Source organism: Paenibacillus sp. FSL P4-0176 (assembly GCF_037975265.1).
Lineage (GTDB): Bacteria > Bacillota > Bacilli > Paenibacillales > Paenibacillaceae > Paenibacillus > Paenibacillus amylolyticus.
This window is the reverse complement of sequence record NZ_CP150242.1, coordinates 6,271,697-6,288,145: the sequence shown is the minus strand read 5'-3', so window position 1 is coordinate 6,288,145 and position 16,449 is coordinate 6,271,697. Positions and strand designations below refer to the sequence as shown.

General features: G+C 48.7%; 4 protein-coding genes. All 4 read left to right on the top strand.

Annotated features, from left to right (window positions below):
• Window positions 1-4: 4 nt before the first annotated feature.
• The 4 genes from MKY95_RS28985 to MKY95_RS28970 are packed head-to-tail and all read left to right on the top strand — an operon-like array spanning window position 5 to window position 16,437.
• Window positions 5-874 carry an acyl carrier protein gene (locus MKY95_RS28985; protein ID WP_036668121.1) on the top strand — a complete coding sequence of 290 codons (870 nt, stop codon included), beginning with the start codon at window positions 5-7 and terminating at the stop codon, window positions 872-874.
• 3 nt (window positions 875-877) lie between these two features.
• Window positions 878-4,666 (top strand): SDR family NAD(P)-dependent oxidoreductase, encoded by a 3,789-nt coding sequence (locus MKY95_RS28980; RefSeq protein ID WP_076319710.1) that lies wholly within the window; start codon window positions 878-880, stop codon window positions 4,664-4,666.
• Between the two features lie 19 nt (window positions 4,667-4,685).
• Window positions 4,686-12,392: an SDR family NAD(P)-dependent oxidoreductase gene (locus tag MKY95_RS28975; RefSeq protein ID WP_076319709.1), complete on the top strand. Its 7,707-nt coding sequence runs from the start codon at window positions 4,686-4,688 to the stop codon at window positions 12,390-12,392.
• Window positions 12,393-12,405: 13 nt separating this feature from the next.
• Window positions 12,406-16,437, top strand: a complete 4,032-nt coding sequence (locus MKY95_RS28970) for an SDR family NAD(P)-dependent oxidoreductase (RefSeq protein WP_339195649.1) — start codon at window positions 12,406-12,408, stop codon at window positions 16,435-16,437.
• Window positions 16,438-16,449: the final 12 nt, after the last annotated feature.

Here is a 16,449-nt window from a genome sequence, read left to right as displayed (position 1 = left end):
TCCAATGAATCAACGGCAAATTACACCAATAGAACAGCTGGAGGCAACCATTCTGGACGTATTTCATGTGGTGCTGGGAGCCGATGCGGGAGTCACCACCACGATTAACTTTTTTGACTTGGGGAGTGATTCGCTGCTTCTTGCTCAGATCTATAATCAACTTGAAAAATTATATCCAGCTCAAATTACGTTAACCAATATGTTTGCCTATCCTACGATCTCCAGACTTGCGAAATTCATCGCAGATCAGGAAGGCATGGAACTGGAAGCCTATCCTGTTCCGTTGGATTACATGCAGAATACAGGACAGGTCCTTCAAGACCATCGATATGAATTCAGGATCGAGAAGGATCGCTTTAATGAAATCAGAGACTTATCCAGAATTGCAGGTTGCACGCCTGTGGAATGGTTGTGGTCTTTGTTCGCATATCTGTTGACGGAGATTGGCAATCAGCCACAACTTACGGTCTATACACTGATTTATCGAATGAACCATATCAGTTCCATTTCGCTGGATGTGCAAGAGGTACAGGATTTTAATGAGTTGTTTGTTATAGCGAAACAAGCTTTACATACAGCAGACGAACAGCCTGGTCACCATATCCAGGATCTGGTTAGAACAGGTATGAAATCACAACATGTCGCCATTCGTCCGCTATTCTATGAGGCTGATTATGTCAGTGGAGGCAGGGTGGCGCTGGAGGAGCTGTTTGATGTCATCTGTGAAATTCAAAATGAAAAACGAAATATGCTGGTAACGATGTATTGCAAACCCCGAATGAACACCATTCAATGGAATCTTTTTTTCAGAACCTATGATCAAATGCTTGCCAAAGTGTTTGAAAGTCTCCGCCCAGCGGCTGAAAGGGGATAAATAATGAAAAACAAACTGATGGATTTCAGTGAACTGGGTATTCGTGACACCAATCAGACGGAGTCGTCTGGTCAGACGCCTCCAGCCCCAACTACAACTGCCATCCGTCCGGGTGATATCGCCATCGTTGGACTCAGTGTTCGTATGCCCTTGGCAGATGATGCGGAACAATTCTGGGATAACTTGTTACATGGTCTGGATTGTACGAGGGATCTGCCGGAGCAGCGACGCCAGGATGCCGATAATTATATCTCTCGTAAAATGAACACTGGTGAAGATGCCCAATACTTGGACGGTTCTTATCTGGAACATATCGATACCTTTGATTATCCTTTTTTTCGATTTACACCGAAAGAAGCCAGTTTGATGAATCCGGCCCAACGTATCTTTATGGAGACGGCTTGGGCCGCTTTTGAAGATGGAGGATATACCAGTGAGAAGCTGGCGGGCAGCAACACAGGAGTATATGTGGGATTGGTCTCGGATCTGGAAGGTTATCGGTATAAAGAAATGATTCATGATGTGGAACCACAGTCTTTGCCGATCTCGGTCACAGGCAATTTGTCTTGCATTTTACCCAGCCGTCTATCATACCTTCTTGATTTGAGAGGACCGAGTATGGTGGTGGACACGGCCTGTTCTTCATCTCTGGTTGCAGTCCATCATGCCTGTAATGCCATTCGTTTGGGTGAGTGTGACATGGCGCTGGCAGGAGGCGTAAAACTGAATGTGCTTCCTCTGGACAAGGATTACTACCGAATGGGCATCGAATCGTCCAATGGCATGACACGTCCCTTTGATGATAGCTCAGATGGTTCCGGAATAGGTGAAGGTGCGGCGGTTATTATGCTAAAACCACTTCAGGATGCCATCAAGGACAAGGATCAGGTATATGCGGTCATTAAGGGCAGTGCCATTAATCAGGACGGGAACTCCATGGGGATTACAGCGCCGAATGCCAGAGCCCAGAGTGAGGTCATTGTGAAGGCGTGGAAAGCTGCGGGGGTCGACCCTGAAAGTATTTCGTATATTGAAACCCATGGAACAGGGACTGTCTTGGGGGATCCGATTGAAATCGACGGCATTAAGGGGGCGTTTGAGCAATACACCGATAAGAGGCAATTTTGTGCTATCGGTTCAGTAAAGTCCAATATCGGACATTTGTATGAAAGCGCTGGCATTACAGGGCTTGTTAAATCTGTATTGTCCTTAAAAAAAGGGATTTTACCAGCGGTTCAGCATTTTGATCGCCCCAATCGCAATATTGATTTTAGTGGAACGCCTGTGTATGTGAATACACGTAACCGGATCTGGCCTGCTGAGGGTGCACCTGCGCGTATGGGTGTCAGTGCATTTGGTTTCAGCGGAACCAATTGTCATCTCATACTGGAGCAGGCGGGTGCAGTGGAAACCACCAGCGAAACTGAGATGCGGGAGTATCTGTTCCCCCTTTCAGCGAAGACGCTTCAATCACTGCAACAATATATATCCAAATATACGAAGTATCTGAAAACAACCGATCACACGTTAGCAGATATATGTTACACGGCAGGCACATCCCGAACCCATTATGAACACCGTCTGGTACGGATTGCTTCAAGCAAAGAGGAGTTGCTCGCCCAACTGGTTGCACTTGAAGAAGACGGGTTGCACTCCATTCGAGAGCAGCCAGTCCCGGAGTCGAATCAACTGCATTTAACGGATCATTGTGAAACCTATCTTGGTGGTGGGGAGGTAAGTTGGCCAAGTCTGTATTCGGGTGAGGATGTTCGCCGAATCAGCATTCCAACGTATCCATTTGAAGCTCATCGGTGCTGGATTGAGCTATCTGCTCCTTATACCCAAACCAAGACAAGTGCCATCACTATGGAGAACATACACCATTATGAGTTGGGCTGGGTCTGTGAACCGGAACGCAATTCAGATCGGAAGTTATCGGAAGGTCATGTCGTTATTTTTATGGATGAAAAAAGAGAGGACCGCTCTCTGCGTAAGGCACTACAGAAGCAGGGTCGTCAGCTCATTGAAGTGTTTGATGGACCTTCATTCCTTCAAGTATCTTCCGGGGAGTACGTCATTTCACACCAGCGTGAGAGCATGGAGCAATTATGGGCTCACTTGGGAGAATTGATGATCACCCAGATCATCTATATTCAACAGCAACAGTCCTTTCATCCATTTTTCTATCTTCTTCAGGAAATGATCCGTACGAAATCGTCGGAGCCTGTTGATGTGGTGTTGTTGACGAATCCAATCCATTCCATTACCGGAACCGAAGAAAATGTATTTCCTCAGGCTGCCCTGATGTTTGGTCTGGGTTTGGCTGGGCGCAAAGAAGACTCACGTCTGCAATGCCGTTCCATCCAAGTGGATGCGGAAACTTCGCTCCAGGATATTCTGGCCGAACTGGATCATGAAAGTGATGATTATGGTGTAGCTTATCGTGCGGGCACTCGTTACATTCAGCAGTTTGAAGCGATGGACCCTAGTCAATATCCTAAGCGGGACTACAAGATTCGCAATGACGGATTGTATCTCATTACTGGCGGACTGGGCGGTATTGGGCTGGAGATTGGATTACAACTTGCGGAGCGATACCCGGGAATCACACTTGCGCTGGTGAATAGAACTGCGCTTCCTACTCGAGGGGAGTGGGACAGCATTGTAGCAGCAGATTCCAACGATGCGTTAGTTCAGAAAATCCGATCTGTGCAACAAATGGAGGCTGCTGGGGCCACGGTTCTCTCTTACCAAGCAGATATTTCAGATGAAGCATCCATGCGAGTCATTCTGAGTGAACTGCGTCAGCAATACGGCCGCATTGCAGGTGTCATTCATGGGGCTGGGGTCGCTGTAGGTGGAGATCATCCGCTTAAGGACAGAACGATAGAAGAAGCTGAATGCGTATTACGCCCTAAAGTGCAAGGAACCCAGGTTGTGGATCAACTCACCAGAGAGGACAATCCAGACTTTTTTGTGATGTTCTCATCCATTGCAACGTTATTCAGCGGGCCGGGACAGGCGGATTATGTCGCTGCCAATGCGTATCAGGATGCCTACGCAGCCTACCGCAACCGGGAGTTGGACGGAACGATGACCGTCAACTGGTCTACCTGGAAAGAAACAGGCGCAGCTGCTGCAACCGGGTACGGAGTGGACACCTTATTCAAAGCCATGACCAATAAAGAGGCTCTGGCGTGGCTGGATCAGGTGGAAGGGCGTCAGATTGAACGTGTATTGATAGGACAGATGTCAACAGACCGTGGCATGTTGAAGATGATCCGAAACTATCCATTCAGACTTTCTCCTGAACTGGAGAGCTGGATTGATTCACGTTTACAGCGGGCATCATCACCGAAGGCTCCAGTTACCCCGCAAAGTGTAGCCCGACAGGATGCCGTACTGAATGGTGCGGATGACGGAGAATACACTCCATGGGAGAAGCAGGTTGCGGATGTGTGCCAAGCCGTACTGGGCTTTAATGAAATTCATATTCATGACAGTTTCTTCGAACTTGGAGCTGACTCCATTCTGGTGAAACAAATGTATGCACAACTTGACCGACAGTACCCGGGTGTACTCGTCGTTGCAGATCTGTTCGAACATCCGTCTGTGCACAGACTGGGTGGATATCTGGCTGATAAAACAGGCAATAAACGGGAGAGCAAGCAGGTAGAGGTGTCCTCAAGTGGTGCAATTGCACTGGATGAGGAAGTCCATTCTCTTTTTGATCAGTTGGAAGATGGCAAGATCAGCATGGAGGATATGCTCAAAGGATTAAAACATATCTGATATGTAAGGGGACGATACATTGGAACAGTTGCTTAAATATATTATTGAGAATACGTCTGGTGGCAAAATCGACAAAAAAACGGCGATTGATATGATCACACTGTTGAAACAGCAGAAAAAGAACACTCGTGAAGATATTGCCATCATCGGTATCTCTGCGCATATGCCCATGGCTGATCATGTGGAGGAGTTCTGGAGCAATATCGAGAACAAAGTGAATTCCATTGTGGAGTTCCCTGAAGCGAGACAAGAGGATGTTCTGAAATATGTACGTTTCAAACAGCAGGATGAAGACGGGTTGAGCTTTATTAAAGGCTCTTATCTGGATGAAGTGGACAAGTTTGATTATCGCTATTTTAAGCTGACACCCAAAGAAGCAGCCCTGATGAGTCCTGACCAGAGAATTTTTCTCCAGACAGCATGGGAAGCTGTGGAAGATGCAGGTTATGGAGGTGCGAGGTTATCCGGCAGCAATACCGGATTGTATGTAGGATATTACAGCAGCACCCGAGATAATTATGCCAATATTATCGCCGATGTAGAACCGGAATCCATCTCCATCTCGGTAACGGGCAATGTGACGGCGGTACTGGCAGGAAGAATATCCTATTTGCTGAATTTGAAAGGCCCCAGCATGGTGGTGGATACCGCATGCTCCTCATCCCTTGTTGCCGTCCATATGGCCTGTCAGTCGATCCGAAGTGGTGAATGTGATGCAGCGATAGCGGGTGGGGTGAAGGTGAATACGCTCCCTGTTTTTAATAAATATGAGCAATTTGGCATTGAGTCCTCGGACGGGGAGACGCGGACATTTGATGATGCCTCAGATGGGGCAGGTGTTGGTGAAGGTGTGGCCGCCATTCTTCTAAAACCGTTAAGTCGGGCCATTGAAGATGGGGATCATATCTATGCCATCATTAAGGGTACTGCTGCCAATCAGGACGGAACCTCCATTGGGCTGACCGCACCGAATCCACGGGCCCAATCTGAAGCGATTGTGAAGGCTTGGGAAGAAGCGGGGATTGACCCCGAGACGATCCGTTATATTGAGGCCCATGGTACAGCAACAGAATTGGGAGATCCGATTGAGATTAAAGGGATTACCAACGCTTTCGAACAGTTTACATCCAAAAAACAATTTTGCGCGATTGGCTCTGTGAAATCCAATATCGGTCACTTATATGAATGTGCAGGCGTAACAGGGCTGCTCAAAGCAGTGATGGCCTTGAAACATCAGAAGCTGCCGCCGTCCCTTCATTTTGCCAAACCCAACCGCAACATCCGATTTGAACAAACGCCAGTGTATGTGAATACACAACTCAGACCCTGGGAGGCGGAAGAAGGAATTCCGCGCAGATGTGGTGTCAGTGCTTTTGGATTCAGCGGAACCAATTGCCATGTCGTGCTTGAGGAAGCTCCGGCTGTTACTGTACAAGACCCGGGAGATGATCTGGGTTCAGGCAAGCATCTGTTTGTGTGTTCGGCTCAGACGGAAGAAGCACTGGTTCGATTGCTCCAGCGGTATGAACGTTTCTTGAAGGAGAATCGTGAAGCTCCTGTTGCGAGTGTGTGTTATACGGCAGCTACAGGACGTGGACATTATGAACATCGCTTGTCCCTGCTTGTGGAGGATACAACTCAACTGATCCACTTGTTGGAACAACCTTGGGCACAATTGAAGACACAAGAAGGAGTCTATGCCGGTGCTCCTGCTCCTAAGCCTACGGGAGCCGAGCGAATGGATTCGGAAGAACGTGAGCGCACCAGACGTCAATCATCTCAGGCACAAGAGAGGATCAAAGAACTGGCTGCCAGTCTACTTTCGTGGGATGAAACAGCACTCGGGGATTTGGCTGTACTCTATGCTGAGGGTGCAACGATGGATTGGGGACAGCTATATCAAGGGCGACAGGTCCAGAAGCTGAGTTTACCTACGTATCCGTTTGAGCCCAGCAGATGCTGGATTGATATTCAGGACCCGTCAGCTGTTTCGTTAAAAGACTACTTTCATACCGTTCGCTGGGTAGAGGATCGTGGGGATGCGACTTCGGATACCTCGGCACCTTCCTCTTCAGGCACAGTAATGATTATCGGTAACGGAACCGAACTGGAACAGGAATTGTCGGCTGGGCTGAAAGGCGAAGGCAGCCGGGTAGTCCATGTGAGACCGGGTGACCAGTTCCAGCAAATATCGGAGGACCAATACGAAGTTGGCGGAGATATGCCGGGAGCTTATTCGCAGCTATTAAACATGTACACAGACGGTGAAATTACTGAAATCATCTATATGTCCATGATGGGGAGTTCATTCTATCCCGAAGATTTGGCATCTATTGAAGCCAGGCAAAAGGAGGCTTTCTACTCACCTGTCTATCTGGTTCAGGCACTGATGAGCAAAGGCTTCGCCGAAGAGATTCATCTGAACCTGATTGCTGAATACGCCGGACACGTCACAGGCAGAGAAGAGAGGATCACCCCTCATAATGCACTCTTGATGGGACTGGGTAAGGTGATCCAGCAGGAGTATGGACATATTCGGAGCAAATTTGTAGATGTGGATCAGTCCATATGTGCGGAGGACATCCTCAGGGAAAGACATATAAACGGTGAAGCTTATGCTGTTTCGTATCGTGAAGGACAGCGTTATACGGAGACGTTCACAGAGATAGACCTTAATGAAAGTGAGAGCGTGCCTTTCGAGGTGCGTCCAGATGGTGTATATCTTGTGACGGGTGGTACAAGCGGTATTGGTCTGGAAGCAGCACGGTTTCTGGCTTCTTCGAAGCCAGTGAAGCTGGCGCTTGTTGGTCGGACACTTCTTCCAGCAAAGGAAGAATGGGAAGGCATACTGCAAACAGGCCAAGACTCCCGCTGTACCAAAATGCAAGGCATCCTTGAACTGGAAGCATTGGGTGCAACCGTTCATTATTACAGTGCGGATCTGGCCGATGTTGTGGGCATGATGGAAGTGATTCAGGATATCACTCACCGCTATGGAAATATAAATGGTGTTATTCATGGAGCAGGTATTCCCGGAGACGGATTTTTATATCGCAAAAGCGATGATGAGTTCCAGACCATTCTTGGACCCAAGGTGAAGGGAACCTGGATTCTGGAGAAACTGACGCGAGATCAAGACATGGACTTTATGGTATTGTTCTCCTCCGGTATATCTGTCATCGGTGAAATTGGACAAGGCGATTATACGGCTGCCAATTGTTATTTGGACTCCTTCGCGGCATGGAGGACGGGACAGGGACGTAGAACACTTTCCATTGATTGGGTATCGTGGAAGGAAACTGGAATGTCCGTGGAATTTGGGATCAATGTGGATGGCATGTTCAAGACCATTCCGACAACGGATGGGATTGCAGCGATGGAAGCGGCCATGAGCAGACGGCTCTCCCGAGTGTTTATCGGTGCAATGAATTATGGAAGCAAACATCTTGCTGCACTTGGGCAGTTCCCGTTCCGGTTGTCTGATAAGCTGGAAGCCGGAGTGAAGCGCAGCAAGGAAATCGCTGACCAAGGAGCGCAACATCGTCCGAACCGAACCATACCACAGGAGAAACATACGGGGCCCGTAGATCTTTCCGGGAATGAGGAAGGTCGCTATTCGGAAACCGAGCAGCAGGTTGCGCGCATATACAGTGAGATACTGGGCTATCAGGAGATCAATATCTACGATAATTTCTTCGATCTCGGGGGCAACTCCATCATGCTGATCCGTATGCATGAGAGGCTTAACGAGGAGTTTCCCGGGAAAGTGAAGATAGCTCATTTATTTGCACATACATCCATTCATAAGCTGGCACTACATGTGAATCAGGGTAACGGCGCCGCTGTAAAAGCAAAAGCTGCTGCTCCTCTGGAGCAAAAGAAACCAACTGTTGAAGAGGATGAGGCCATCGCCATTATTGGGATTGCTGCTGAAATGCCAATGGCAGATACGGCAGAGCAGTATTGGGACAACATCCTGAACGGTGTGGACTGTACAACGGATTTTCCAGAGGGACGCAAAAAAGACATGGATGCCTATCATCAATGGATGAATGCAAGACTGGGTTCGGACAAAGAAGTACAGTACCTTCAGGGTGCATTTCTGGATGATATTGATCAATTCGATTATAAATATTTCCGCTTGTCTCCGAAGGAGGCCGGATTAACGGACCCGATTCAGCGGTTATTCATGAAGACGTCATGGCATGCGGTAGAGGATGCAGGTTACGGGGGACGCATCGAAGGAACAAATACGGGTGTCTATATGGGTTTTGCCAGTAGCCTGAACGATTCTTATCTCAAAATGATCTGTGATCTTGATCCTTATCAATATCCGATGTCCATTGTAGGGAATATCACAGCCATGATGCCGACCCGTATTGCCTATCCACTGGATCTCAAGGGGCCTACGATGGTCATCGACACGGCATGTTCTGCATCACTTGTCGCTACCCATCTGGCCTGCCGGGCCATTCGTAATGGTGATTGCGAGATGGCGATTGTTGCTGGTGCACGGATCAGCCTCAGTCCGTTGGATCATGATTATTTGAAAGTCGGCATTGAGTCTTCGGATGGATTAACCAAGCCATTTGATCAGGAAGCAGATGGTTCGGGGCTTGGTGAAGGCGGAGCCGCCGTGGTATTGAAGTCACTAAGCAAAGCGATTGCAGATAAAGACAATATTTATGCAGTCATCAAAGGAAGTGCCATTAATCAGGATGGAGCTTCGATTGGCATTACGGCTCCGAATCCTGAAGCGCAAACGGATGTTATTGTGAAGGCATGGCAGGATGCCGGTATTGATCCATCTACCATTGGTTACGTGGAAACGCATGGTACAGCGACGAAACTTGGTGATCCAATTGAAATGGATGGACTTACTACGGCCCTGCGCCGATATACAGACAAGAATCAGTTTGTTGCTATAGGTTCGGTCAAGTCCAATATAGGCCATTTGTTTGAAGCAGCTGGTGTGGGCAGTCTGGTTAAAGCGGCTATGGCCTTGAAACATCGGATATTGCCACCCACGCTTCATTTTGATAAGCCCAACTCATCCATTTCGTTTCAGGATTCACCGTTGTATGTCAATACGAAATCGAGACCATGGGATGGAAACGGCGAGCCGCTTCGCTGCGGAGTCAGTGCCTTTGGGTTTAGCGGAACCAACTGCCATCTGGTACTGGAAGAGCCGCCTATTATTCAGGAGCGGAAGATTTCGAGAGAAGTGGAAGTATTCACGCTAAGTGCCAAGAGCTGCAAGTCGTTACTTGCGCTGGTTGATAACTATATTCGTTTTATCTCGGAACGTCACCAGGAACTTCCGCTCAAAAACATCTGTTATACCGCGAATACGGGGCGCTGGCATCATGTTTATCGTGTCGCCTTTGGCGTGACGGACACGTCCGATCTGCTCGTGAAGCTGAGACGACTCGCTACATCAGATCTCGAATCCGTAGGTGAGCATCAGCTCTATTACGGAATGCATAAGGTCGTAACAGAGAAGAACGAAGGGAAGAACTACGAATTGACGGGCCAGGAGAAGTCCATTTTGAAGCAGGAGGGTAGAGAGTGCCTATCCCGATACATGGAATCTTCAGATCCGGGAGTACTACATGAATTATGCAAATTGTACACCACAGGCAGTGACGTGGATTGGAGCCTGATGTACAGGGAAGAAGAAATTCGTAAAATCAGTCTTCCATTGTATCCATACGATAATACACGCTGCTGGGTGGATCTTCCCGAGCAGTCTTCGGTATACACGCAAGTGAGCACCAGAGCGGTACCGGAAGCCTACGAGCTGGTATGGCAACAGAAGGGGATAGCGAAAGGGGATTCCGATCAGCAGATCGAAGTGAGCGACGGCACAACACTGGTACTTCTGGATGGGTCCGATTATGCAGCTGAGATAGCGGCACGTATGGAGCAGTCGGGGATGCAGGTATATTCCGTACTTCAGACGGATGTTCTGCGATCTGACCCGGACAGTCGAAATGTGGAACAAGTGGAAGCCTATGAGCGTGTGCTGCAACAGGTGGGCCTAGACCAACTTTCAAGAATTGTGTATCTGAACGGTGTTGGTAGTGAGGAACATTCAGCAAGTAAATCCAGTGACATGGAATCATTAGAGTCTGTTCTAAATGAACGTGTGTATGGGTTCTTCCGGTTTATTCGAGCGTTGTTGTCCAGTTCTCTGAGTCAACCCATCGAGTTAGTTCTGATTTCCCGTGAGGTCAATTCCATTACGGGTACGGAGCGGATGAAACCTCATCTGGCTTCTGCCTTTGGAATGGGCAGAGTGGTAGGCAAGGAAAACATACAGATTCATTGCCGTTGTATTGATATCGATGAAGGTTCGTCTCTGGATCTGTTGCTGAAAGAGATCGGCACTTCATCTTCCTATTATGAGGTAGCCTATCGAAATGGAACTCGGTATGTTCAGGAGTTCAGAGCGTTGAATGAATCAGCACCTCCTGAAGACGAACTTGTTTTTGACAACGATGGTGTATACATCATTACAGGCGGTACAGGTGGAATTGGACTGGAAACCGCGCGGTATTTGGCTTCCGATGCTCCAGTAAATCTTGCATTAATCAGCCGTACACCGATGCCTGCACGTGAGCATTGGGATGCCATTGTTGCAGAACAATCCAAACTCAAAGTGATTCATCAAATCACAGTTATTCGTGAACTGGAGAGCCGGGGACATCAGGTTAGTTGCCATGCTGCAGATGTGTCGGATCTAGATGCCATGCGTGTACTTCTGGATCAGCTTCGGGTTACGTTCGGGAAAATCAAAGGGATTGTCCATGGTGCAGGGGTCGGAAGCTCTGAAATGATCACAAGCCGTTCTCAGGCAGGATTCACCGAGGTCTTCTCTCCCAAAGTGCATGGCACCTGGGTATTGGATCGACTTACTGAACAGGATCATCTCGATTTCATGGTGCTCTATTCATCGATTGCTTCGGTCTTCAGCGCCCCGGGACAGGCGGATTACATTGCGGCGAATGCCTACTTGGATGCGTATGCTGACTACAGATCGATGATGGGCAAGCGCACACTGACTGTGCAATGGTCTACCTGGAAGGAGACCGGCATGTCAGCCGAGCACGGGTTTGCTGTAGATACGTTGTTCAAAGCCATGCCGACAGAGCAGGCGATGAATCAATTGTCTCTGGTGATGCGGAAATCCTCGGTTCGCCGAGTACTTATTGGCCAGATTCATTATGAGGGTCAATTGATATCCGCACTGGCCAAAAGTCCGTTTGATCTCTCTTCCTCTATTCGCGTTCAACTGGACCAACGGATGAAGCAGCTGGCAAGCAAGCGTCTTCCAGCATCCTCGTCAGAGAATCGTGACGGAGAAGTCGTTTTGACAGGTAAATCAGATGCATCCTATACACCGACTGAAAAGGCACTCGCCACCATCTGTAAAACGATGCTTGGTTTTCATGAAATTAATGTAGGGGATAGTTTCTTCGAAATGGGTGCCGATTCCATCGTCCTTATACAGGTACAGTCCCGGATCGATCAGCAGTTTCCTGGTCTGACCAAAGTCACGGATTTGTTTGCGAACTCCAATATTACTAGGTTGGCTCGTTTTATGGATGAGAAGTCTACTTCGAAGCCACAAGACATGGAGCAGGATTTGAAGCGTGTAATCGACCAGATGGAAAGCGGCGACGTTACGCTGCAGCAGGCATTGAATAACCTGATTAACCTGTAAAGGAGGAACTGTGGTGGAGAGTGTATACAAGTTTGTCATGGAACATCTGCAAGACGGAAGCTTGGATAAAACCGTGGCCGTGCAGCTACTCAAAAAGCTCAAAGCGGAAGAGGACGCTTATACGGCGTCCGGGTCAACCAATGCTGCCAAAGATATTGCCATTGTGGGCATGGCTTTGAAGCTGCCGCAGGCTGAATCTCCTGTCGAATTCTGGGATAACATCGTCAGTGGCACGGACAGCATTCGTTCCTTTCCCGAATCCAGAGTGCCGGACATCCAGTCGTATCTGCAATATTTGGGCATGTCGCCAGACGAAATTCAATTTAATGAAAATGCCTATCTGGATGAGATTGATAAATTTGATTACGCCTATTTTAAAATGTCACCCAAAGAAGCTAGTCTTACAGACCCCAACCACAGACTGTTTCTGGAAACGGCATGGAAGGCGATCGAGGATGCAGGGTATGGAGGCGGAAAACTGACGGGCAGTCGTACCGGTGTATATCTGGGCCTGTCCAACAATATTCGGGATTTGTACTCACGTTTTATCTACGATGCGGAACCGGAATCCTTTGCGTACTCGCTTGTGGGTAATCTGGCTTCTGTAGCGGCTGGTCGGTTATCCTTCTTACTGGATTTGAAAGGGCCGAGCATGGTGGTGGATACCTCTTGTTCATCCTCTCTGGTGGCCATTACACTGGCCTGTCAGGCGATCAAGGAGGGGCAATGTGATCAGGCACTCGTTGGGGGAATCAAGATTAATCTGGTTCCTTTAAAGAGTGATCATATCAAAATCGGGATTGAGTCGACAGATTGGAGAACCAAAGCTTTTGATGACGATTCGGACGGATCGGGCATTGGTGAAGGCGCAGGAGTAGTGATGCTCAAACCGCTGGATAAAGCGTTGGAAGATCGTGACCAGATCTACGCTGTCATTAAAGGTTATGGCGTAAACCAGGATGGTAAATCCATTAGTATCGCCGCCCCGAACCCAGAGGCGCAGACCGAAGCGATTCTTCAAGCCTGGGCAGATGCGGGTATCGATCCCGAGACGGTCTCTTATATTGAGACGCATGGCAGTGGCACCATGCTGGGTGATCCCCTAGAGGTACAAGGGATTGAGCAGGCATTCCGGCGTCACACCGGTAAAAGTCAATTTTGCGGGATCGGCTCGGTCAAAACCAATATCGGCCACCTGTCGGAGGCGGCTGGGGTCGTGGGTTTGATCAAATCTGCTCTGTCACTGCAACACAAACAGATTCCTGCCTCCAAACATTTTCACAGACCGAATCGGGCCATCGACTTTGCGGCTTCCCCGGTCTATGTGAATGCCCGGTTGCGGGAATGGGATACCGATGCAACACCACGACGTAGCGGTGTTAGTGCATTTGGTATCAGTGGAACCAATTGCCACATCGTTCTGGAAGAGGCACCGACCACTACGGTTAAAGTGCAGGAAGTGCAGGGAGGACATCTTCTAACCGTATCGGCCAAAACGGAGGCAGCTCTCCAGACCCTGATTACGGAATATGCTAACGTGCTCTCTCAAGTTGAATCTCAGCATGTACCTTCTGTATGTTATACCGCCAACACGGGAAGGGGCCACTATTCATACCGTTTACTGGTCACCGGGCAGGATGCGGAGGAGCTTCAGCTTCGCTTAATTGAGGCTGGACGAATGATCGGATCGGCGGATGAGAATTTAAGCAAAAGTGTAGGACCCAATGTACATCGAAGTCCAGGGATTTATTACGGTTATCACAAGGTCAGCAACGATCAAAACCGTCCAGATTCACCAGCCATAGGTGGAGAAGAAGGGCATACGGGCCATCGGTCTATGAGTCTGAATCCGGAACTGGCGAAGATAGGCAAAGGTCAGCAGGTCGAACAGGATATTCTGGACCGGATTGGCCTGCATTATGTGAAGGGTGCAGAACTGAACTGGGAGCTTCTATATACAGGGGACGGGCTACGCAAAACAAGTCTGCCGACCTATCCATTTACCCGGACTCGCTGCTGGTTTGAAGTTCCTGAGGCAGCTCGTACCGCCGCTATCGCGAATTACAGCAATGCGGACTCGGAAGAACCGACGCCAGCCCGATTCTATCGGATGAACTGGAGGAGAGCAGATCTAACAGAGCCGGAGCCGATTCAAGGAACAGGTGCAGTGCTGGTTTTGAAGGATGAGGGTAACCGGGGAAGTGAATTGATTGAACGCCTTAAGCAGTCAGGGCGCCAAGTGATTGAGGTCTGTTATGGAGAATCTTTCAATCAGGAACCGGATGGATCATTTACGGTAAATGGTTCGGAAGGCAACTTTGGGGAGTTGTTTGTAGCGTTGGGAGAAACGTCCATCAGTGACATTGTGCATCTCTTTGCAGTCCCGGCTTCCACGGAAATTCGTACACTTCAGGCTTTGGAACAAAGTCAGCAAAAAGGGGTATATAGCCTGTTTTATCTGATTCGTGCCTTGATTGAGCACGGAAGTGACAGCGCGCTGAATATGATGCTGGTCTCCGAACAGGTCTACGAAGTCACAACCGGAGAGAGTCGGCTTTCTCCCGAAGCGGCCTCGTTATACGGTCTGGGCAAAGTACTCGCCCTGGAATATCCGCATATTACGTGTCGAAGCATTGATTTGGACGAGAGTACAGGAGTAGCTGAACTGCTTCAGGAAATGGGTTCCCAAAATCAGAGTTATACCTCTGCATACCGCAATGGGGTTCGATATATCGAGGAATTGGGTGAAGTCCCAGCCAATGAGTTAAAGGATTCTCCTGTCCATATCCAAAGAGATGGCGTGTACGTCATTACTGGAGGTACAGGCGGGATTGGTCAGGAAATGGCAAAATTCTTTGCTGCCCAAGCAGACGTTAAGCTTGTACTGATTGGTCGCACCCCAGTTCCAGTAAGATCGGAATGGGAGACTCTTCTTAAGGACCCCGAACTTGAACCCAAGATGGCGGCTCGTCTCCATAATTTCCTGGCGATTGAACAACAGGGCTCGGAAGTATCCTGTTATGCAGCCGATGTGTCGGATTATGCAGCGATGCAGGATGTACTGGCCGATGTCAGGGAGAAGCACGGGTCCATCACGGGTGTGATTCACGGTGCAGGGGTACCGGCGGTTGGATATTTGATCCGCAAAACCCAGGAAACGTTTGACGAAGTCCTTCATCCAAAAGTGCAAGGGGCCTGGATACTGGACCAACTGACTCGGCAGGATGAGCTTGATTTTATGGTCTTTTTCTCTTCCGGTCTGTCTCTGTCAAGTGAAGTTGGACAAGGGGATTATTCAGCGGCAAATGCCTATCTGGATGCTTTGTCTTACTCACGCAGCAAAAGTGGTCTGAAGACCTTGTCTATCAACTGGTCTTCTTGGAAAGAAGCGGGTATGTCTGTTGATTACGGTTTTAATGTGGACGCCATTACGAAAGCCCTTCCGACCGAACAGGCAACGGCCGGATTCTTGGCAGCATTGAACAAAGAGGTGCCGCGTGTGTTAATCGGGGAATTTACATACCATCCACGGTTTGCCAAAGCGCTATTGACCAAGTTTCCATTCCGATTCTCGGAAGAGATGACGAACAGGCTGAAGGAAGCCGAGAAGTTGGAAGAGTCGCGGCAGGTGGCTCCTGTTGCAGCCAAACGAAACAAATCGGCGAATGTACATGTTGAGCTCAAAGGGAAAGACGGCGAGGATTACAACAGCATCGAACGGCAGATTGCAGGCATGTATAACGAAGTACTTGGTTTTGAAGAACTGGATATCCACGACAGCTTTTTTGATCTGGGCGGAGATTCCATCCTGTTAAACCGTTTATTTTCTTTGCTCGAAGATGCCTATCCAGGCAAGATGAAACTGATCCATCTATTTTCGTACACCAGTGTACATGCGCTATCCCAATTTGTAATGACCAAGCTGGAAATAAAACCGGCTGCTGAGCCAGTCCAACCGGTGGATGATTTTGAACAGCTGTTTAAAGATATTGAAGCCGGTAGTCTGAGCATTGACGATGCAGTCAAGAGCGTCGAGGATCGTTGAGGAAGGAGAACC

What these genes read in the sequence shown, in the direction of transcription:
- MKY95_RS28985 (WP_036668121.1), top strand. Translation starts at nt 5, where the DNA reads ATGAATCAACGGCAAATTACACCAATAGAACAGCTGGAGGCAACCATT.
- MKY95_RS28980 (WP_076319710.1), top strand. Translation starts at nt 878, where the DNA reads ATGAAAAACAAACTGATGGATTTCAGTGAACTGGGTATTCGTGACACC.